Raw genomic sequence first — 20,034 nt, 5'->3', positions numbered from 1 at the left:
CGTCGGCTTAATATCCCTCGTCCAGTTTTTTTAACAGATCGAGCCCTTTACCCCATTCGCCATAACCTGCTGATACATTGATATGGCCTGCATCACCTATATTAACTATCTCACTTCCCCAGCTTTTTGCAAATAACAGGGCTCGTTCCGGGCCTACGTAGAAATCATTGTTACTAACCACCGTTATTGATTTGAATGGCAGTCTGCCTAATGGCATCGGCGTAAAGCCACTTGTGCCGGTTGGATAGCTATCCGCTTCGGTATCGCTCGGTGCAACCAGTAATGCACCCTTTATTGCAATGTTATATTGTTTTGCCCACGAGGCTATGGCAGCACAAGCCAGGCTATGACCAACTAAGATTACGTTTTCCGGATCATAGCGGTTTACATAATCATTTATAGTTTTTATCCAATCGCTGCAAACCGGGGTTTCCCAATCCTGTTGTTCAATACGGGTAAAATTGAACTGCTTTTCCCAAATACTTTGCCAGTGTTGTGAACCTGAATTGCCCAATCCCGGGTGCATAAGAATATCAGCGTTGAAAACCATAGTTTCGGTAAGATGTTAAATAACCTAATAAATGAAAGCTCAATATAGGGATTTTAACCCTCGGTCATGAGTTTGAACTACCTTCAGCCACCTGTTTAATCACTTTATTCCTCTTTACCAACAATTGTGTCATGTAGTTTGAGAGGAACAGAAAGTTTACCGCTTCTCCCAATATTCCGCCCGGCGATTCGAACGTGAAAATATCCCGCATCATGGTTTGGTTAAGGATAGGATAAAAATAATGCTCATGCGTAAAGTTTTTGAAAGCACCCTCAACCTGGATATCGGTAAAGTAATTTGGATATTCCATTTCAGTGATCTTTGAGGTAAGGTTTTGCCATATGCCGAAATGCTTTGCCCGCCAGGTAACAGTTTCGCCGAGTTCAATCAAGCCGGTTGTACGCCCGGCAATAGCCCGTTCGCCAGTATGTTTTGTTGACTCTACATGTACATCAATGTTACGGGCAATGTCAAACACTTTTTCAACAGGCGCATTAATATGGGTAGCGAGTAAGATCTGTGAAGGCATATGGTAAATAAAAAATGTCATTGCGAGAAGGAACGACGAAGCAATCTCGTAGCCAGGCATATTCGCAACGCATTTGCTACGAGATTGCCGCGCTATCGCTCGCAATGACATAAATTTAAACAATTACATCAGCGTAATCATCAAAATCAAAAAACAATCAGCGGTTAAAACTCCGCGTTTTTAGGAAACCTTGGGAAGGGGATTACATCGCGGATGTTGCCCATGCCGGTAACAAACATCACCAACCGCTCAAAACCCAAACCAAAGCCGGCATGCGGACAAGAACCGAAACGGCGGGTATCCAAATACCACCAAAGTTCTTCGGTAGGGATGCCCATTTCGTTCATGCGCTGCTCAAGTTTGTCTAAACGTTCTTCACGTTGTGAACCACCTACAATTTCGCCAATGCCCGGGAACAGGATGTCCATGGCGCGCACAGTTTTGCCATCGTCGTTCTGACGCATGTAAAACGCTTTGATCTCCTTTGGATAATCGGTCAGGATCACCGGCTTTTTAAAGTGTTTTTCGACCAGGTAACGCTCATGCTCGCTCTGCAGGTCAGTACCCCAGCCTTCAACAGGATAAACAAATTTTTTCTTTTTGTTCGGGGTAGATTCTTTCAGGATGTCGATCGCTTCGGTATAAGTTAGGCGCTCGAAATCGTTATTTAAGCAAAACTGCAGTTTTTCGAGCAGCGTCATTTCTGAGCGCTCATTTTGCGGTTTGGTTTTTTCCTCTTCAGTTAGGCGTTGGGTTAAAAATTCGATGTCATCGGCATTTTTATCCAAAGCGTATTTGATCACATATTTCAGCATGTCCTCGGCGAGGTCCATGTTGTCAACCAGATCGTTAAACGCTACTTCCGGCTCAATCATCCAAAACTCGGCCAGGTGGCGTGTGGTGTTTGAATTTTCGGCACGGAAAGTTGGGCCGAATGTATAAATATCACTCAGGGCCATAGCACCAAGTTCACCTTCCAGCTGACCGGATACCGTTAAGTTAGTAGCACGACCAAAAAAGTCTTGTTTAAAGTCAATCTCGCCGGTATCTGTTTTTGGGATGTTATCCAAATCGAAGTTGGTAACGTGAAAAGTTTCGCCCGCGCCTTCAGCATCTGAAGCCGTAATTACAGGGGTATGCAGGTAAACAAAACCACGTTCCTGGAAAAACTGGTGCACCGCGAATGCCAGGCTGTTACGCACCCTGAAAATAGCGCCAAACGTACTGGTACGGAAACGCAGGTGGGCGTTTTCCCTCAAAAACTCAAGGCTATGCTTTTTAGGCTGGATAGGATATTTTTCAGGATCGCTATCGCCTAAAATCTCAATCTCAGTTGCAACAACCTCAACTATTTGGCCTTTACCTAAAGATGCTATCAATTTACCCTGAACACTAAGTGCTGCACCAACGGTGATGCGTTTAAGTAATGCCGGGTCGGTATTTTCAAAATCAACAACTACCTGGATGTTATTATTGGTTGAGCCATCATTCAAAGCAATAAAACGATTTGAACGGAATGCACGCACCCATCCTTTAACTGTTACATCAATTTCGGTTTGCTGGCTTTGCAGCAATGCTTTGATCTTAGTTCGCTGACTCATATCATGTATAATTTTTAGAGTCGCAAAAATACAATTAATTATGAAAGCGCACTTTGAAACATGAGCTAAAAAACATTAGCATGTTAACACGGAAAGATATATCAGGAGAAAAGGGGGGAAAGGAAACCAGCGACTAAAAATGTAGCCGGGAACATGAAGTATCCCGGCTATTTCTTTTTGACGCTTACTTGTTTGTAACCATGATTGTGTCACGGAGTAACGTGTTTGTCGTCGCGCCGCCTACCATAATAGTGTCTTTGCTTTTATTCAATGACTGGTTGGTAATGCTTTTTTTTGCACTAACACTGTCTTGTTTTGGGGCTACGCCATTTTTTTGGCAGCCAGCAAATAACAGAAGTGATACTGAGGCGGTTAATAATAGAGCTTTTTTCATAAAACAAATTTACAACTAATACGAATGATAATTAAGCTTAGTTACAATTAATATAAAAGTTAATATTTGAGCTTAGCTTTAAACTTGCCCTCGCTAAAAGTAACCTTGTCCGGATGACTTTCGGTTTGGCTATCAATTACTTTCAGAAAACGTAATTCGAACAATCCCTGCAGTATTTTATCGGCCTGGTTGTACGAAATTATAGTTACCGAACTAAGATGGGTAGGGTCAGGTTTGTATCCGGCTAACGGGGAGCCGTTTTTTGTAATGTGGTAATAGTTTTCGTTTGCTTTGAGGGTATAATACCCAACACCATCAAACACAATTTTAAAACCTACCTGCTCTTCTTCACCTCCAATGGTGCTTTTTGCTGATATGGTAATGGTATCACCCATTATATTCGAACCGGAAGGATTAGCCTCCCATTTGATGTTGTTTTTTTGCGCAAGCATAAAATCGGGTATGACCGGAAAATTACAACAGTCCTTTTTTTTGCAGGCTGAAAAAAGCAGGGCCACGGCTATGGCTAATATCAAACAGGGATATTTCATTGCTTACTGATGACAGGTTAATAAATTGTACAGGAAATATAAAGATATTTAAAAGTAAGGCATATTATACGTGGTTTCAGTAAGTTTGCCGCTCATTTTGTTTTATCGCCTATGAATCCTAAAGTGAGCCTTGTTATTGGTATTTTATGTATTTCCTTTTCGCCGATATTTGTAAAGCTTGCCGGGGTATCACCTATAGGATCGGCATTTTACCGGGTGTTTATAGCCTGGATTTGTCTTGCTCCATTTTGTGTATTTAGGCAAAAACTAAAAATAGATAAAAAGCAATTGCTTATTTCCATAGCTGCGGGCATGGTTTTCGCCCTTGATATTGCAGTATGGAATATTTCGCTGTTAAAGATCAGCGCCACTGTATCAACCCTTATTGCCAACCTGGCCCCGGTTTGGGTGGGCCTGATGAGCTTCCTGTTTTTAAGAAAAGGATCAGGTCGGCTATTCTGGATAGGCACGCTCATTGCCATCGCAGGTATGGTTGTTTTGGTAGGTTATGAACACATTTTGCACATGGAGCTTAATGCCGGCATACTGCTGGCTATACTTGCCAGTTTTTTTTATGCTACCTATATCATGATCACCAAAAATATTATGGCCGGTATTGATGTGTTTAGTTTTATGTTTTACAGTATGCTGAGCGCCAGTATTTTTTTGCTGATAATCAATGGATCTATGCATAACGATATTGTTCATCTTTCATTAAAGGCATGGCTTTGCTTTATAGGTATGGGGCTTATTTGCCAGTTAGCAGGCTGGCTAACCATCAATTACTCGCTACGTTATCTGGAACCAACCAGGGTTTCCATTGCTTTATTAAGCCAAACGGTTTTTGCCGGGCTGCTTGCCGCGTTTTTACTTCATGAACGTTTAGGTTTTAATGAGATTGTTGGCAGCATAATTGTATTGGCCGGGATAGCGGTGACATTTTTGAAACCCCGAAATCAAAAAGCTGATACCTTGTTTTGAAAGGGTTTAAGTGCAGTACAAATGAACCTATACCATATCATAATTTTAATATCATCGGTCCGCTTAAGTTGCAACGATCGAAGTACTATCGTATAGTTTTATCAGCTTTTCAATAATTTAGCAATACTTAATGTTAACCCCTTGTTTTGTTAAGTAGTTGATTTTAAGATTTGTATGTCAGTATTGTTGAATTTCTGTTAACCCTGTTAACCCCCTTCATCGCGGTGATGAAAGGGGCATATATTTCAGGATTTTACTTGAAGTATTAAACAGTGAACTTGCCTCTCAAGGAGATTGAATTTTAAACCGCTCGTTATCAAACAAAACCGTATTTTAACGTTTTCGAATTACGGGCAACGATCTATCTTCCCTACATTTGCATTTTAACACATGATCCAAAAATCCACTATCGACCGTATTATGGAAGCCACCGACATTGTGGAGGTGATAGGGGAATTTGTACAGTTAAAAAAACGCGGGGCTAACTACGTAGGCCTTTCGCCTTTCGCGAACGAGCGTACCCCGTCGTTCACAGTATCCCCGGCAAAAGGTATTTTTAAAGATTTCTCAACAGGAAAAGGTGGTTCAGCTGTTACGTTTTTAATGGAGCTGGAAAAGTTCAGTTATCCCGAGGCCTTGAAATGGCTCGCTAAAAAGTACGGCATCGAGGTTGAAGAAACTGTTGAAGCTCCCGAAAACCGTGAAGAGGAGCTACGCCGGGAAAGCCTTCTTATTGTTAGTGCTTTCGCTGCTAAGTTTTTCCATGAAACCTTGCTTGAGACAGAGGAGGGGCGTAGTATTGGTTTAAGTTATTTTAAGGAACGTGGGTTTTCAACTGAAATTATAAAAAAATTCGAGCTGGGTTACTCGCCAGATCAATGGGAAGCATTTACAGAGACCGCCATAAACATGGGTTATCAGCCACAATTTTTGGAAGAAAGTGGTTTGTCTGTGAGACGAGAGAACGGCTCTATGTATGACAGATATAGGGGACGCGTAATGTTTCCCATACACAGTTCTACGGGAAGAATAATTGCTTTTGGCGGCCGTACCCTAAAAAAAGATAAGAATGTTCCTAAATATGTAAATTCTCCTGAATCGGAAATTTACCATAAATCAGACGTCCTTTATGGCTTTTACTTCGCAAAAAAATCTATTCGCGAACAAGATAATTGTTATTTAGTTGAAGGATATGCTGACGTACTTTCGGTTTTTCAAGCAGGAATTGAAAATGTTGTCGCGTCGTCGGGAACTTCTCTTACAACAGAGCAAATTAAACTAATAGGCCGACAGACAAAGAATATAACAATTTTGTATGATGGTGATTCGGCTGGAATAAAGGCTGCTATTCGTGGTTTAAGCCTGTTGTATAAGGAAAGATTTAATGTTAAGATCGTATCTTTTCCAGATGGACACGATCCTGATTCTTATGTAAGAAATCAGGGGTCAGCTGGGTTTAAATATTATATTGAGAACAAAGCTAAAAGCTTAGTAGAATTTTATCTTACCACTGTAGACAAGGGGGATCTTATTGATCCTGTTAAAAAAATTAAAGTAGCAGATGATTTAGCGGAAATATTATCAAACAACTTAGAGCCAGAATTTAGAAAGGACTATATTAAGCAGGTAGCAGAAAACTTAAAAATAGGTGAAGCGGGATTTTTAAATGCTGTGAATAAACTGGTTCTTGCTAAACATAACAAAGCATTTGAGCAAAATCGACCTGTTTTACCTAATCCTGATTTTGAATCTGATAATTCCGATATTGAGGAGCATCGGGATGAAATAATATCAACGGATTTACTTTATTCTGATCAATCACAGGAAAAAGAAATTGTGCGTTTATTGCTGCATTATGGAAGCCGTATGATTGACTGGGACGGGATTGCCAATACCTATATAGGCCCTTTCATTATAGCCGAGTTGAGTGATGTTACTTTTGATCATCCGGTTTGTAAGCAGATTACCGAAATTTACCGTCGCGAAGTAGAAAACGGTGTACTGCCGGATGAGGCTTATTTTATTCACCATAAGGACAAAGCTATAGTTGATTTAACTATTAACATGTTAGCCAGTAAATATTCGCTTAGTGAAAACTGGTACGAAATGCATAGGATCACGGTGTACGATGAGCAGGTTAATATGAAAGCAACTATTCTCGGTGCTATATTTCACCTTAAAAAGCACAAGGTTGGCAAGATGCTGGAAGACCTGCGCACCCAGCTTCAAAAAGCCGATACTGAGGCCGACCAGGAAATACTGCTTAACCAGTACATGCGTATGAAAAAGGTAGAAAAATCAATATCTGACTTTTTGGGCTCCGTAATCATAAAATAATGGCCCAACACCTCGAACTTGGTCGTACCGGCGAAGCGTTAGCCAAAGCCCATCTCGAAAATGCAGGCTACGAGATCCTCGATGAAAACTGGACTTACGGAAAAGCTGAGATAGATATTATTGCTTATAAAGACAAGGTTATTATATTTACCGAAGTAAAAACCCGCACGGGCAATGGTTTCGGTGAACCGGAAGATTTTGTTGACAATCGTAAGCAGAAATTATTGGCCGAAGCTGCCGATGAATACATTTACCTCATGAACCACCAGGGCGAAGTGCGGTTTGATATCATCGCCATATTGTTTGACCGCAGTGGAAATTATATACTAAACCATATAGAAGATGCGTTTTGGCCTTCGGCCACATAACACTTATGAATAACAAAGTAAAACTATTTTTTGCCGCCTTTGCCTTAACGGCTTTGGGGTACTACGGCTGTAAACACAAACCTGATAGCTCGGCTACAGACTATACCATAACACCCGACGCCGGCGCAAACTACAAAGCCGGCGACAAGATCGACATTAAAGTAGGCTATCCCACAGGTAGTAAAGTTGATTCGGTAGTGTACCTGCTCGATTCCGTAAAGTTCGCATCCAGTAAGGATACTGCAGGTATCAGTCTTAAAACGGATACCATTGGCCTGGGCATCAGGATAATCACGGCTAAAGTTTACGAGGGCAGTAAAAGCAATGAGGTATCAACCAATGTCCTGTTATTAGCAGCAAAAGCCCCTGCCAGGTACACTTATAAAGTTGAAAAAGTTTTCCCTCATGATACCGCTGCATATACCGAAGGCCTACAGTATGTTGATGGTGTTTTATACGAAAGTACCGGAGACTATAAACACTCATCCATCCGCAAGGTTGATTTGAATACCGGAAAAATTTTGAATCAAACCAAGCTTGACGAGCAATATTTTGGTGAAGGCCTCTCGGTTATTGGTGATAAAGTAGTGCAGCTTACCTGGAAAGAAAAAGTAGGCTTTGTATATGATAAAAATACATTGAAGCTACTTAACAATTTTACCAATAATGTTGGCCCGGAAGGCTGGGGAATGTGTTTTGACGGAACCAAACTTTATATGGACGATAGCACCAACCGGATCTGGTTCCTGGATAAAAATGATTACCATCAGATAGGCCACATTGATGTGTGTGACGATAAACAACAGATAGATTCAATAAACGAACTGGAATACATCAACGGCAAGATATATGCTAATGTTTATCAAACCGATAACATATTGGTGATCAATCCTAAAACCGGTGCGGTGGAGCAGATAATTGATTTGAAAGAGATTTACCCGGTGGCAAGCCGTCCGCAGGACAGGGACTGGAATAACAATGTGTTAAACGGCATAGCCTGGGATGAAAAAGGTAAGCGCCTGTTTGTTGCGGGAAAAAAATGGCCGCATTTGTACCAGGTTAAGTTTGTGCCGGTTCCCTAAGCCTCGCCCCTAACCCCCTGAAGGGGGAACTATAGCTTGAAAGAATATTTTTATAAACACGAAATGCCCGGATTTTTCGGGCATTTTGCATTACAGTAGTATACTGCCGCGAGTTTAGCGGTAGCATAACTCGTGGTTGGCATGACTTCAGCTTTCAGCTTACATTCCATCAGCTGAAAGCTGAAGTCATGCTTAACCACGGGCTGCAAGCCCGCGGCAGTGATTATAAACTTCCCCCTTTGGGAGGCTGGGGAGATTACCTCCAGGCTTTATATTGATTGATTAGGCCATTAGTTGATGAATCATGGCTGCTGATCTCGGCATTATCTTTCAGTTCAGGAAGGATTTTGCCGGCAAGTTGTTTACCAAGCTCAACACCCCATTGGTCAAAGCTGTAAATGTTCCAGATGATGCCCTGGGTAAAGATCTTGTGCTCATACATGGCAATCAGCGCGCCTAAAGTGTATGGTGTGATCTTTTTAATCAGGAACGAGTTTGTTGGACGGTTGCCTTCAAATACCTTGAACGGAGCTATTTTAGCTATTTCCTCGTCAGATTTTCCGGCAGCTTTTAATTCTTCAATAACTACTTCTTCTGTTTTGCCGTTCATTAAGGCTTCAGTTTGAGCAAAGAAGTTTGAAAGCAGCATGTTGTGGTGCTCTCCCAGTGGATTGTGTGATTGTGCAGGAGCAATGAAATCGGCAGGGATCAATTTGGTACCCTGGTGAATCAATTGGTAAAAGGCGTGCTGACCGTTTGTACCAGGTTCGCCCCAAATGATCGGGCCGGTTGAGTAGTCAACATCTTTACCATTACGGTCAACATGTTTGCCATTACTTTCCATATCGCCTTGTTGGAAATAGGCAGAGAAACGGTGCAGGTACTGATCGTAAGGTAAAATAACGTTGGTTTCTGCTTCAAAGAAGTTGTTGTACCAGATGCCAATCAAACCCATAATAACTGGTATATTTTGGTCAAATTCGGCAGTTTTGAAATGGTTATCGGTAGCGTGGGCACCGGCAAGCAAATCGGCAAAGTTTTCAAAACCAATGCTCAGGGCAATTGACAAACCGATAGCGCTCCATAAAGAGTAACGGCCACCTACCCAATCCCAAAATTCAAACATGTTTTTGGTATCGATGCCAAATTTTTCAACGGCTGCTGCATTGGTTGAAAGAGCGGCGAAGTGTTTAGCCACATCAGCTTCAGTAGCACCGCTGGCCAGGAACCAGTCGCGGGCGCTGTGGGCGTTGCCCATAGTTTCCTGGGTAGTGAAAGTTTTTGAAGCCACCAGGAACAGCGTAGTTTCAGGATTAACTGCTTTCAGGGTTTCAACTATATGTGTGCCGTCTACGTTACTTACAAAGTGGAGGTTCAAATGATTTTTGTATGCTTTTAAAGCTTCAGTAACCATTACCGGGCCAAGGTCTGAGCCGCCGATACCGATATTAACTACATCGGTAATAGCTTTGCCGGTATAGCCTTTCCACTCGCCTAAAATGATGGCTTCACTGAAGGCTTTCATTTGGTCAAGCACTTTATTTACATCGGGCATAACATCTTTACCATCAACATAAATAGGAGTGTTGCTGCGGTTACGTAATGCGATGTGTAATACCGGACGGCCTTCTGTAACGTTAATTTTTTCGCCGGAATACATGGCGTCTATCGCCTCTTTTAATGAACATTCTTTGGCCAGCTGTATCAATAAAGCAATGGTTTCATCATCGATACGGTTCTTTGAATAATCAAGCAGGATATCCTCAAACTGGATAGAGAACTTATTAAAACGCTGGTCGTCAGCATCAAACATTTCCTTCAGGTTTTTTGATACAATATCAATGTAATGGTCTGTAAGATATTTGTAAGCCTGGGTTGTTGTAAAATCAGTAGTTGGCAGCATAATTGTGTTATTTTTCAACAAAAGTAAAAAGTTAATTGTTAGATAGTCATTAAATAAATTATTAGCCTGTCTTAGTGTTGTTTAAACACGGCTGGCATAGTGTTGATTTTACACTTGAAAATTATGAGAATTACAAAAGAATTACAAATATATTTTGAAGTTTAAAATTTTTATTTAATATATTTGTATCGATGGTAATCAAATCAAGTATTTATCATCAATTTGTAAATTTACTTTAAAAACACGTATTACTATGTTCGAAAAACTGTTTTTGCTTGTAAAAGATAATGCCGGGACGGCTGTTATCAACAACCCGGTGATCCCTGCTAAATATCATGAAGCGGTGATCAATGAAGCTTCAAGTTCAATCATTGAAGTTTTAAAAGGCCAGCTTGAAAGCGGCAAGGTGAAGGAACTTATAAAGTACTTCCAGTTCTCGGGTAGTTACAACAATTCATTAGTATCGAGCATAACCAACCGCTTTGCAAATAAGCTTAATACTTTTTACAGTATCGATCCGGAACATGCTTTGGCTACTGCAAAAGCTTTGATCCCGGCCGTAATGAATGAGCTGGTTAAGGAAACTAAAAGTGGTGAGGCCAAAGAATTTGCTTTGGGTACTATGTTAACTAAACTAAACGGTAACCGTACCGATCTGAACCCGCTTGTGAACAACCTGATGGTTGCCTAACATACTATTACATCTGCCTAATGAACGGGCCTGCCGATTGTTAAACAATTTGCAGGCCTTTTTATTTATGGCAATTTTTCAAATTATATATATTTGCCGCATGACTAAAGAACAAGTTCAGGATTTAAGGGATAGAGTAACTTCCCTGAGGAGGCATCTTTGACATTGATAAGAAGCTGGAACTATTAAAAGAGGAACAGGAAATAACCGTTGGTCCACATTTTTGGGATCACCCCAAAGAGGCCGAAAAGGTGCTGGCATCCATCAAAGTAAAAAAAGTATGGACGGATGCTTTTCAGAAGGTAGTATCGGTTGTTGATGACGCCGGCGTGCTTTTTGAATTTTACCAGGGCGGCGACGCCACCGAGGCTGAAATGCAGGAGCAATATAATGCAGCTATAAAAGCCGTTGAAGAGCTTGAGTTTAAAAACATGCTCTCGGCCGAAGAAGATCAGTTGAATGCCGTTCTTCAGATTACGGCGGGTGCCGGTGGCACCGAAAGCTGCGACTGGGCTGGCATGCTCATGCGTATGTATATTATGTGGGGCGAAAAGAACGGCTATAAAGTAACCGAGCAGGATTACCAGGAAGGCGATGTGGCCGGCGTAAAAACTGTTACCCTGCAGTTGGAAGGCGAGTTTGCTTATGGCTATCTGAAAGGTGAAAATGGGGTACACCGCCTGGTGCGCGTATCGCCTTTTGATGCTAACGCCAAACGCCATACTTCGTTTGCTTCGGTATATGTTTATCCCCTGGTTGATGATACTATTGAAATTGAGGTAAACCCTGCCGATATTGAATTTGAAACCTTTCGCTCGGGCGGTGCCGGCGGTCAGAACGTGAATAAGGTAGAAACGGCCGTACGTTTATACCACAAGCCATCGGGCATCATCATCAAAAACCAGGAATCGCGTTCGCAATTGCAAAATAAAGATAACGCCATCCGCTTGCTGAAATCACAGTTATACGAAATTGAGATGCGCAAACGTATGGAGCTGACCAATGCTATTGAGGGCAACAAAAAGAAGATAGAGTGGGGCTCACAGATCCGTAACTATGTTTTACACCCCTATAAACTGGTAAAAGACCTCCGTACCGATCACGAAACTTCCAACGCTGCGGCAGTGCTCGATGGTGATCTGAACGATTTCCTGAAAGCCTACCTGATGGAATTTGGCGGGCCAAAAAGTTAAAAATAAAAAAGTAAGGTCATGCCGAATTTATTTCGGCACCCCACATACCGGTATACCGTCTGTATGGCGTAGGCCAGGCAAGTGGGCCTCTGAAACAAGTTCAGGATGACGGATAGTTTAAAAAACGGAGTATCATTTCTGATGCTCCGTTTTTGTTTTCGGGAGATTAATTGTATTTTGGACACATCCAATTTTACATTTAATAAATATGAGATCCATTTTATCTGCCTTAGTTTTGACAGCTATAACATTTGCTTCCTTTGCACAGGAAAAACCGATGCCGCTTTATCCCAAAGGAGTGCCAAATTCTAAAAAGGCGCCTGCTACCTATACAGAAAAAACTAATAACGGAAGCTGGATCACCATGGTTACAGAACCAACGCTAACGCCGTATCTTCCCGAAAAAGGGAAAGCCAACGGTGCCGCGATAGTTGTTTGCCCCGGCGGTGCATATGCCGGACTTGCATCGGATCATGAAGGAAAGGCCGTAGCACAGGCTTTTGCCAATATTGGTGTTACTGCGTTTTTGCTAAAATACCGCTTGCCAAGCGATGATATTATGACAGATAAATCTATCGGTCCGTTACAGGATGCACAAATGGCCATATATACCGTACGCAAAAATGCTGCCGATTGGAATATTAACCCTTCAAAGATAGGAATTATCGGTTTTTCGGCAGGCGGGCACCTGGTTTCAACAGAAGGTACGCATTTTGATAAACCGGTTATTGAAGATAAAGAAAACATCAGCGTACGCCCTGATTTTATGATGCTGATCTATCCTGTAATTTCTTTTGGTGAATATGCCCATGTTGGTTCAAGGGAAAACCTGATAGGTAAGAGCCCATCGACAGAGCAGTTGGATCTGTATTCGAACGAAAAACAGGTTACTGCCAATACCCCGCCAACATTTTTAGTGCATGCTGAGGATGATAACGTAGTGCCTGTGCAAAACAGCCTGTTGTTTTACGATGCACTTTTAAAAAATAAAGTAAAGGCAGAGCTGCACCTGTTCCAGGAAGGTGGCCATGGCTTTGGAATGTATAACTCTAAAAATAAAGGCAAATGGTTCGAATGGGGTGCCGCGTGGCTGGAGGAGAATGGCTTTTTGAGCGGGAAGTGATCCGGGACAACTAATTTCTTCTTCTGTAAAACAGTAGGCTAATTTTATTGTTGAGGTAAACAGTCTTTTTTTGAAAGCTTGAAGTTCGACCTTAATGATGATTTTATGTTGAAAAGAATACTGTTAGCAGGGGTGTTTGTTGCCGGTGCCTGCTTTGATGTTATCGCCCAATCAATCAAATATAAAAGCGTATCTAATCAGGACCTTACTTACGTTTTAAACAATCTGCAAAAGCGCTATGTGTATACCGATCATAAAACGCTGAATATTGCGGTGTACCTTGTAGCCGATCAGCAGGGAGATGTTGATGCTCCGGCAGATTGTAAAACGCCCAGTTCTATCTACATAGCAGTATCTGAAGTTAAGCCTCAACCCCAACAATACGTTTACAAACTGAACCCGGTATGTGATCCTAAGTTCGTCAACTGGATCAAATCAAAAAAAATGTATAAGATAGCATTCAGCTACGGGGCGTCGGCTAAAAGGAAAACAGCTACTATTGGAATTACGTTAAAGAAGTTGGTGGTAGAGTAAAACGTTGATGTTTAAAAATGGGTGTCATCCTGAGTGATTTAAATCCGGTGGCCTCTGAAGGTAAAATGACATCTGCGTCACGTCATTGCTATAAGGAATGAAGCAACCCCCGACAGGCTGCTAACGGGCTTCATTAGTATTTGACTTACATCGTCGCGCTCTTGGCCGCGCGGGGCCAGTTACTTTTGTCGCCACAAAAGTAACCAAAAAGGCTTGCAGCAGAGAGGCTTCTTTGCGCACAACCTGGCCCCATAGCCATCGGTGCGGCCTTCACCCTGCAAAACGAACAGAACCACGGGCTGCAACTATTTTGCCCCGATTCGCACGCAATGCCTCCGCTTCTGCAAAAACTTGCCATGCCCCTGCAGCCGCACCGCCCAGCATCGTTCTGCTCGTTTTCACCCGAAGCTGATCTGCTGCGAAAAACCACATTTTTTATCTTGTCATGGGTAGCCCGTCGAAGCATAGTGGGTAGAGCCTCTGCGCTCAAGTCTTCGACAGGCTCAAACTGACAGGCTTCTTTTGTAGTCACATCTTCATGTCCGCCGGACTTTCAAACTTAGCATGAGTTTTGTCAACTAATATCCATTATCCCAACAATTTTATCTCCGTCAAAAGTGAAAATTGAATGCCCTTTCAGATTTAACTCATCACCTTTCTTTAATCCATTTGGCAGGTCGGCAGCTAAAATTGCGTTATAGTCAATAGCTATTTCGGTTTTGTTGCCGGTGTGTTTAAATGACCGGATAATTTGCTCGCGGCGTTCAAAAAGCTCGGTTGCCTGTTCGGTCTGGCTCCTGAATGCTGCTATACCATCAAGCTCCATATCCACATCACCGTTTGATATGTTTTGAAATTTAACGGATGGTGCGAGGTTTTTAAGCATGTCTTCAACATCAAAGTTGTTATAGGCCTTTACATAATTGCTGATGATAAGTTCGCGTTGCTGCATAAGCTAAAGATAATGATTATGCCAGCGTATAAACGATCTGTAAAGGATTATTTAATCATTCCCAAATTCGGCACATAAGCACCGCCTACAGGCAGCAAAAATCCATTTACTGTTACCTGATGGCGTTCTATCTTATCAATTTTATTTACAGCGACAATAAACGACCGATGGATCCTGATAAACTTCTCAGCTGGCAGTAGCGCCTCAACTTCAGTGATGGTCATGCGGGTAAGCACTTTGCTATCCTTTAATATAAAATTTACATAATTACCTGTGGCTTCTAAATGATAAATGTCATCGAAGTTAACGCGCACCTGCTCATAGCCGGTTTTCAGGAATATGTAATCCTTAACCTCGGCAGTGTTCCTAAAACTGTAAAGTTCATAAGCTTTGTTGCAGGCTTTTATGAACCGGGTAAGCGCAAAGGGTTTCAATAAATAGTCTACCGCGTCCAGTTCAAAGCTGGTAACAGCGTGTTCGGTGTAGGCGGTGGTAAATATTACCAGCGGTTTTTTATTGAGACATGTTAACAGATCGATGCCCGAAATATCGGGCATCTTAATATCCAGAAACAATAGGTCCACAGGTTCGCGCTGCAGATAGTCCATTGCTTTAAAAGCATCGGTAAATTCGGCTTTGAGGTCAACAAAAGGCACTTTTGCAGCATGCGAGCGGATCACATCAAGTGCTATAGGTTCGTCATCAATGGCTATGGCAGTAATCAAAGCTTATTGCAATTGTATGGTTAAATGTATGAAAAAATCTTTCGCACTTTCGCGGATCACCAATTCGTGTTTGTTAGGGTATAAAAGTGCCAGTCGCTGTTTAACGTTCTCGAGGCCGATGCCATTGTTGTATCTTTCGGTGTCGTTAACCACTTTAGGATGGATACTGTTATGCACATCAAAGTAAAGTGTGTTTTCTTTGGTTTGCAGGCTGATGTTGATGTGTGACGGCTCGCGCAGGCTGATGCCGTGTTTAAATGCGTTCTCAATAAAAGGGATCAGTAACATTGGGGCTATCTGCAGGGCATTAACATGCTCTTCAATTTGCAGCACGATGCTGATGTCCGGCGAGGTTTGAGTGCGCAATTTTTGCAGGGCGATATAGTTATTAAGATAATCGATCTCGCGTACCAGCAGTATTTTTTCCTGCATGTTTTCTTGTAGCATAAAACGCATCATATCGCCCAGGCGTTGCACACCTTCGGCGGTACGTTCGGCATCTTCCTGTAAAGCTGTTCCGTAAAGTGTATTTAATGCGTTAAACAGGAAATGCGGGTTAATTTGTGAGCGAAGAAAATCCAGATCGGCAGTAGAGCGGCCCAGGGCAGTTTTTAGGTAGGTGATCTCCTGATTACCCGCCAGTTTGCGTTTGTAAACTATCCAGGCAAAAGGGGCCGTAATCAGGATTTGTATCCCGCAATTAAAACCAAAAATAATGAATACAGGATCCTTTTGGTCAAAAATAAGTGCGGTTATAAAACCTATCGGAATTCCGATAATTATCATAATACCGGCAACTTTAAGCAGGTAATTAAAAATGCCGCGGTTTTTGGCAAGTGTTTGAGGTATTAAGCTATAAAATGATAAGGCATAAATACCAATGGCTGTTGGACCTATAATTACGCAAGTGGTGATCAACTCTATTGGGCCGTCAACAAGTGCCATTAAAAACACAATGATCATCAAAACAACGATAGCAATGATGCAATCATGAGTAAGCACCCGGTATTTTGCCTGGATCTTGTCGACATTTCCCAACAGGAAGCTTGCCGAATATTTGATCATGCTGTAAAAAGTAAGCATCATCATTACCCATAGCGCATACAATACATTTGTTTTGAAAACGATGTTGTATACATAATCGGCTGATCTGTGGTAAAACAGGTATCCTTTTAACCAGGTATCGGTAATGCCAAACAATCCCCAGAGGATGATAAGCAATGCTAACCCTAAAATGATATTCCACACCACCTGTTTTTTCCCGGCAAGTGCGGGTATAATCACAAAGTTCCAGAGTAAAAAAGCTCCGTAATAGCCGGTATACCTGAACACCTGTGGGAAGAAATAATATTTAGAGTAGGAGTAATGCAGGTGATAGTTATTAAACATATACCTGTATGGGGTCCATATTTCGTTGTCGGCACTGTTGGCTACTTTAGCCAATAGCAGCATAACAGCAAAAGCGTAAATGGTGCTTGCGGCCCAAAATTCAATTTTTCCAAGGCTAAGGTTTTTTTTCAGGAGATCGTTCATCGTATTTTGAATTATGCCCGCAAGGTATAATGCACAATACTACTGAATAAATAAATGGGATGAAACACAGTATCGGTGTGATGAAGGGCCCCCTAACCCCCTAAAGGGGGAACAAATAGCAGGTGAAAAGATGAAATCCTGCAAATCAAAAGCACCCCCTTTAGGGGGCGGGGGGGGCTTCCATGATATTTAGCAGCTCATTCAACTCCCTAACCTTTTCGGCCGAACCCAGATTTTCGTAGGCACTGATGAGGTTGCGAAGCACACGCTTAATAATATCTGTATTAGAGCATGGCTCGTAAAACTGTTTGTCAAATTTGAGGTTAAGTTGTTTCAGGAACATATCTACATCGCGCCTGCCAAACAGGAAGCCTTTATTAAAGGCGTTGATATAAAACAGGATCCCGCTTTCAAACTCGCTTTGCATACTCTCGTCAAGATAGGCGAGGATAAAATGCTGGGGAAGATTTACGCCGTAAACAGGGATATCCAGCTTTTGTGCAATGATAGAGTAGATAATCGCCAATGAGATCTGGTTGCCTTTTTTAGTTTCCAATACCTGGCTCAGATAGCTGTTTTGCGGATCGAGGTGATTGGCTGTATTGCCGCTGAAACCGTAGATATTGTAAAACACATGGTTAATGAGCTTGATCTGCTCTTTCGGGCTGGCCTCGTTCATCATCTGGATCCAGATATCTCGTTTAATAGCTTCTATCTGGTTAATTACCTTTTGCTCATCGAGGTCGGGATATTGGTATCGGTTAATGATGAGGATGCCCTGTAACAAGTCGAATGCGCCGCTTTGGTTCCAGAGTTTTAAATCATTTTTAAGATTACTGAACTGAATTTCATGTACCAGGTTGGCAATGCGTTCTTGTTGAATAGGGTCAAAAGCCTGTTCAAAGGCCGACTCGAGATAAGTAATAGCCTCTGCTCCATATGAAAACAATTTGTTATACACATGCTCAAAGATCTCGCTGTCCGGATCATCCAGCAGGCGGATCAATGAATTTACTTCAGTTGGATTTATCATACGCTGTAATGCTAAAATACTAAACCTTTTCTATTTTTACAGCAATGTATAATATAAGGTATGGGCTTAATTACCTGCGGCACCGTTTTAGGGCTAACAACAGGCACGGCATACACTCTCCATTTGTTTACAAGCTGATTGATACGGTTATCTACGATTATCGAGGCCAAAAAGTGTACCGCGATATTAAAAAAATCGCCCAAAAACAACATTCTGACAAGGGTGTGATAAATACACTGCCGTTAAAATTTTACCGTCTGCTTTATAGGTTTTGTGTTTACTTTAAGCCCCAAACGATATTGTTAGCTGATGCGGAGGATTACATTGCCGAATTTGTTATTAAACAATCTAACCCCGAGGTTCAAAGTGTTTCATCAACAACATCAGGCATTCGCCAGGTTGACATGATACTGGCAGATGCCTTAAAACAAAGGCCTGTCAGTTATCTTGAAAAGATTATTCCGTCTATCCATGATGACAGCGTTATCATATTTACAAACATCTATCGCAATGCATCCACCAGGCAATCATGGGAGCAGCTTAAACTAAACCAGCAGGTTAGGGTAACTATTGATCTCTTTTATATCGGCCTGATATTTTTTAAGCCAGGAATGAGTAAAGAAGATTTTAAGGTGAGGTATTAACCGTTGGTTAGTTCATGGTTAATAGATCATAGTTCATGGCCGAAGTGTGGTTGTATTAAACTACTCAATCCATTTACGATAATTTGCTATGAACCATCAACTATGAACTTAAAGATCAAAACGACTGTCCCAATGCAATATAAAAACCGGTTAATCTTTTCTCGTTAGGAATCTTCTGACCGACACCATAATCAACACGTACGGCAAGCCCTTTTTCCACATCGAAAAAGTAACGGATGCCGCCGCCATAGTTGGGTTTCAGTTCGGATGTGCTAAAGCTGCTTTTAAAAACTTCGCCTCCGCCAACAAAACCGGCAAATCCAATGCGGTCGCTTAGACGGTAACGTAGTTCGGCCTGGCCGGCAAGCATGTTACGATCGCGGAAACGGCCATTGTAATATCCCCGCATCAACTCATCGCTTCCCAGGTCGGGCAATAAATAAAATGGGGAAGTACTGCCGGTAAGGCTTTGCTCCTGTACATCAAGGCCAAGCACCCATTTAGGCGCCAATAAAAAAAACTGGGAATATTCGATGTTGAAGAAGCCTCCTTTGTAATCGTTATTACCAAACATACCATGTATAGCCTGGAAATAAGTGTTTACGATGAGTCCTTTGGTGGTATAAGTATTATTGTTCCGGTTATCGAATACAATGGTAGGACCTAAATAGACACTTGGTCCGCCGCCGCGGTTTTCCACGCGCGGATCGGTGTAAAATATGCCTGTTTTATCATCGTCTCTGAATTTGTAATCCCAGGCACCACCGATTATGCCGGCGTACAGGTTATTGGAGATCTTTTTTTCGGCAGTAAAATTTACCTTGAAACGTTTTTGACCAAGCCTATCAGAGTTAGCCTTTAAAGTATTGTTGCCAATACCGTAAAAGTCAAAAGGGAAATTAATGTAGCTGATGCCTGCGGTAAGATGGAAATTGTTTCCGGGAGTCCAATAACTGGTGGTAAGGCTTAAATGGCTTTGGCCTTTGGTAGTTATAGAAGCATAACCAAAAACGTTAGACACGCGCGTATTAAACTTGGACGTATCGGTATAAAAAGATAGTAAACCGGCGCCGCCAACTTCAAGGCCGGTTTCCGGGGCAGAGCTTAATACAGGCAAAATAACAAAACTACTTTTGCGGGTGGTATCTTTATCAAAATACATTCGCTTTACAATGCGGGAGATTTGTGAAAAGGCACTGGTTGAAAAAGCGCAGACCAGTATTAAGGTAACAAGTTTTTTCATGGATGTTTGTCGTGGCTAATATAACCCATTTTGTTTTATAAGGTTCGGCGAACGGGCATTTTTAAAA

20 protein-coding genes are annotated in these 20,034 nt (G+C 41.9%); 9 read left to right on the top strand and 11 right to left on the bottom strand.

Translation table 11 applies throughout. From position 1 onward, the window contains the following. Window positions 1-7 precede the first annotated feature (7 nt). From IEX80_RS24805 to IEX80_RS24785, 5 genes are all read right to left on the bottom strand, one after another. Window positions 8-550, bottom strand: a complete 543-nt coding sequence (locus tag IEX80_RS24805) for an RBBP9/YdeN family alpha/beta hydrolase (RefSeq protein WP_229701756.1) — start codon at window positions 548-550, stop codon at window positions 8-10. 64 nt (window positions 551-614) lie between these two features. Further along, window positions 615-1,079 carry an SRPBCC family protein gene (locus IEX80_RS24800; protein WP_188834488.1) on the bottom strand — a complete coding sequence of 155 codons (465 nt, stop codon included), beginning with the start codon at window positions 1,077-1,079 and terminating at the stop codon, window positions 615-617. 164 nt (window positions 1,080-1,243) lie between these two features. After that, window positions 1,244-2,680, bottom strand: a complete 1,437-nt coding sequence (gene asnS / locus IEX80_RS24795; RefSeq protein ID WP_188834487.1) for an asparagine--tRNA ligase — start codon at window positions 2,678-2,680, stop codon at window positions 1,244-1,246. A gap of 184 nt (window positions 2,681-2,864) precedes the next feature. Next, window positions 2,865-3,074 (bottom strand): hypothetical protein, encoded by a 210-nt coding sequence (locus IEX80_RS24790; protein WP_090530211.1) that lies wholly within the window; start codon window positions 3,072-3,074, stop codon window positions 2,865-2,867. A gap of 59 nt (window positions 3,075-3,133) precedes the next feature. Then, window positions 3,134-3,625, bottom strand: coding sequence for a DUF6252 domain-containing protein (locus IEX80_RS24785; protein ID WP_090530207.1), 492 nt, complete (start codon window positions 3,623-3,625; stop codon window positions 3,134-3,136). A 111-nt stretch (window positions 3,626-3,736) separates the two neighbouring features. On the opposite strand from IEX80_RS24785, the gene IEX80_RS24780 reads away from it, so the two are divergent. From IEX80_RS24780 to IEX80_RS24765, 4 genes are all read left to right on the top strand, one after another. Further along, complete coding sequence (locus tag IEX80_RS24780) at window positions 3,737-4,606, top strand: DMT family transporter (RefSeq protein WP_188834486.1); 870 nt, start codon at window positions 3,737-3,739, stop codon at window positions 4,604-4,606. A gap of 390 nt (window positions 4,607-4,996) precedes the next feature. Further along, on the top strand, window positions 4,997-6,943 hold the full coding sequence (gene dnaG, locus IEX80_RS24775; RefSeq protein ID WP_188834485.1) for a DNA primase: 1,947 nt from the start codon (window positions 4,997-4,999) through the stop codon (window positions 6,941-6,943). Beyond that, window positions 6,943-7,311 carry a YraN family protein gene (locus IEX80_RS24770; protein ID WP_188834484.1) on the top strand — a complete coding sequence of 123 codons (369 nt, stop codon included), beginning with the start codon at window positions 6,943-6,945 and terminating at the stop codon, window positions 7,309-7,311. Before dnaG ends, IEX80_RS24770 begins: the two co-directional genes overlap by 1 nt. 5 nt (window positions 7,312-7,316) lie before the next feature. Beyond that, a complete protein-coding gene (locus IEX80_RS24765; RefSeq protein ID WP_188834483.1) occupies window positions 7,317-8,393 on the top strand; it encodes a glutaminyl-peptide cyclotransferase in 1,077 nt (358 codons plus the stop codon). 256 nt (window positions 8,394-8,649) lie between these two features. Here the strand turns inward: IEX80_RS24765 and pgi are convergent, their stop codons facing one another. After that, the gene (gene pgi, locus IEX80_RS24760; protein WP_229701755.1) at window positions 8,650-10,296 is read right to left on the bottom strand and encodes a glucose-6-phosphate isomerase; all 1,647 of its coding nucleotides are present in this window, start codon (window positions 10,294-10,296) and stop codon (window positions 8,650-8,652) included. 253 nt (window positions 10,297-10,549) lie between these two features. Here pgi and IEX80_RS24755 point away from each other — a divergent pair, with 253 nt between their 5' ends. The 4 genes from IEX80_RS24755 to IEX80_RS24740 all read left to right on the top strand — a co-directional run bounded on the left by IEX80_RS24755 (window position 10,550) and on the right by IEX80_RS24740 (window position 13,837). Continuing rightward, entirely contained in the window at window positions 10,550-10,987 is a 438-nt protein-coding gene (locus IEX80_RS24755) for a hypothetical protein (protein WP_176625235.1), read from the top strand. Window positions 10,988-11,087: 100 nt separating this feature from the next. After that, a protein-coding gene (gene prfB, locus IEX80_RS24750) for a peptide chain release factor 2 (protein ID WP_188834482.1) occupies window positions 11,088-12,180 on the top strand; the annotation gives its coding sequence in 2 pieces (ribosomal slippage) (window positions 11,088-11,147 and window positions 11,149-12,180; 1,092 coding nt in all). Window positions 12,181-12,388: 208 nt separating this feature from the next. After that, on the top strand, window positions 12,389-13,303 hold the full coding sequence (locus tag IEX80_RS24745) for an alpha/beta hydrolase (RefSeq protein ID WP_188834481.1): 915 nt from the start codon (window positions 12,389-12,391) through the stop codon (window positions 13,301-13,303). Between the two features lie 105 nt (window positions 13,304-13,408). After that, window positions 13,409-13,837, top strand: a complete 429-nt coding sequence (locus IEX80_RS24740; protein ID WP_188834480.1) for a hypothetical protein — start codon at window positions 13,409-13,411, stop codon at window positions 13,835-13,837. A 574-nt stretch (window positions 13,838-14,411) separates the two neighbouring features. On the opposite strand, the gene IEX80_RS24735 is transcribed toward IEX80_RS24740, so the two are convergent. The 4 genes from IEX80_RS24735 to IEX80_RS24720 form a co-directional block, all read right to left on the bottom strand. Next, the gene (locus IEX80_RS24735; protein ID WP_188834479.1) at window positions 14,412-14,789 is read right to left on the bottom strand and encodes a nuclear transport factor 2 family protein; all 378 of its coding nucleotides are present in this window, start codon (window positions 14,787-14,789) and stop codon (window positions 14,412-14,414) included. A gap of 47 nt (window positions 14,790-14,836) precedes the next feature. Next, window positions 14,837-15,514: a LytR/AlgR family response regulator transcription factor gene (locus tag IEX80_RS24730; protein ID WP_218117177.1), complete on the bottom strand. Its 678-nt coding sequence runs from the start codon at window positions 15,512-15,514 to the stop codon at window positions 14,837-14,839. Window positions 15,515-15,517: 3 nt separating this feature from the next. Further along, window positions 15,518-17,047 (bottom strand): sensor histidine kinase, encoded by a 1,530-nt coding sequence (locus tag IEX80_RS24725; RefSeq protein WP_229701754.1) that lies wholly within the window; start codon window positions 17,045-17,047, stop codon window positions 15,518-15,520. A gap of 160 nt (window positions 17,048-17,207) precedes the next feature. Continuing rightward, window positions 17,208-18,080 carry a transglutaminase family protein gene (locus IEX80_RS24720; RefSeq protein ID WP_112654002.1) on the bottom strand — a complete coding sequence of 291 codons (873 nt, stop codon included), beginning with the start codon at window positions 18,078-18,080 and terminating at the stop codon, window positions 17,208-17,210. A 44-nt stretch (window positions 18,081-18,124) separates the two neighbouring features. Between IEX80_RS24720 and IEX80_RS24715 the strand changes: the two genes are divergently transcribed. Continuing rightward, a complete protein-coding gene (locus IEX80_RS24715; RefSeq protein ID WP_176625229.1) occupies window positions 18,125-18,724 on the top strand; it encodes a hypothetical protein in 600 nt (199 codons plus the stop codon). Window positions 18,725-18,839: 115 nt separating this feature from the next. Here the strand turns inward: IEX80_RS24715 and IEX80_RS24710 are convergent, their stop codons facing one another. After that, window positions 18,840-19,967 (bottom strand): BamA/TamA family outer membrane protein, encoded by a 1,128-nt coding sequence (locus tag IEX80_RS24710; protein WP_188834478.1) that lies wholly within the window; start codon window positions 19,965-19,967, stop codon window positions 18,840-18,842. Window positions 19,968-20,034: the final 67 nt, after the last annotated feature.

This window comes from Mucilaginibacter rubeus (genome assembly GCF_014643835.1).
Lineage (GTDB): Bacteria > Bacteroidota > Bacteroidia > Sphingobacteriales > Sphingobacteriaceae > Mucilaginibacter > Mucilaginibacter rubeus.
The sequence above is the reverse complement of the archived record's forward strand: the minus strand, read 5'-3'. Positions and strand labels throughout refer to the sequence as shown.

Bases quoted from the DNA above. Each gene is read 5' to 3' on its own strand.
- IEX80_RS24720 (WP_112654002.1), bottom strand. From the start codon at position 18,080: ATGATAAATCCAACTGAAGTAAATTCATTGATCCGCCTGCTGGATGAT.
- IEX80_RS24745 (WP_188834481.1), top strand. From the start codon at position 12,389: ATGAGATCCATTTTATCTGCCTTAGTTTTGACAGCTATAACATTTGCT.
- IEX80_RS24780 (WP_188834486.1), top strand. From the start codon at position 3,737: ATGAATCCTAAAGTGAGCCTTGTTATTGGTATTTTATGTATTTCCTTT.
- IEX80_RS24790 (WP_090530211.1), bottom strand. From the start codon at position 3,074: ATGAAAAAAGCTCTATTATTAACCGCCTCAGTATCACTTCTGTTATTT.
- IEX80_RS24800 (WP_188834488.1), bottom strand. From the start codon at position 1,079: ATGCCTTCACAGATCTTACTCGCTACCCATATTAATGCGCCTGTTGAA.
- IEX80_RS24725 (WP_229701754.1), bottom strand. From the start codon at position 17,047: ATGAACGATCTCCTGAAAAAAAACCTTAGCCTTGGAAAAATTGAATTT.
- IEX80_RS24715 (WP_176625229.1), top strand. From the start codon at position 18,125: ATGTATAATATAAGGTATGGGCTTAATTACCTGCGGCACCGTTTTAGG.
- IEX80_RS24770 (WP_188834484.1), top strand. From the start codon at position 6,943: ATGGCCCAACACCTCGAACTTGGTCGTACCGGCGAAGCGTTAGCCAAA.
- IEX80_RS24735 (WP_188834479.1), bottom strand. From the start codon at position 14,789: ATGCAGCAACGCGAACTTATCATCAGCAATTATGTAAAGGCCTATAAC.
- pgi (WP_229701755.1), bottom strand. From the start codon at position 10,296: ATGCTGCCAACTACTGATTTTACAACAACCCAGGCTTACAAATATCTT.
- IEX80_RS24755 (WP_176625235.1), top strand. From the start codon at position 10,550: ATGTTCGAAAAACTGTTTTTGCTTGTAAAAGATAATGCCGGGACGGCT.
- IEX80_RS24785 (WP_090530207.1), bottom strand. From the start codon at position 3,625: ATGAAATATCCCTGTTTGATATTAGCCATAGCCGTGGCCCTGCTTTTT.
- dnaG (WP_188834485.1), top strand. From the start codon at position 4,997: ATGATCCAAAAATCCACTATCGACCGTATTATGGAAGCCACCGACATT.
- IEX80_RS24765 (WP_188834483.1), top strand. From the start codon at position 7,317: ATGAATAACAAAGTAAAACTATTTTTTGCCGCCTTTGCCTTAACGGCT.
- IEX80_RS24710 (WP_188834478.1), bottom strand. From the start codon at position 19,967: ATGAAAAAACTTGTTACCTTAATACTGGTCTGCGCTTTTTCAACCAGT.
- IEX80_RS24805 (WP_229701756.1), bottom strand. From the start codon at position 550: ATGGTTTTCAACGCTGATATTCTTATGCACCCGGGATTGGGCAATTCA.
- asnS (WP_188834487.1), bottom strand. From the start codon at position 2,680: ATGAGTCAGCGAACTAAGATCAAAGCATTGCTGCAAAGCCAGCAAACC.
- IEX80_RS24740 (WP_188834480.1), top strand. From the start codon at position 13,409: ATGTTGAAAAGAATACTGTTAGCAGGGGTGTTTGTTGCCGGTGCCTGC.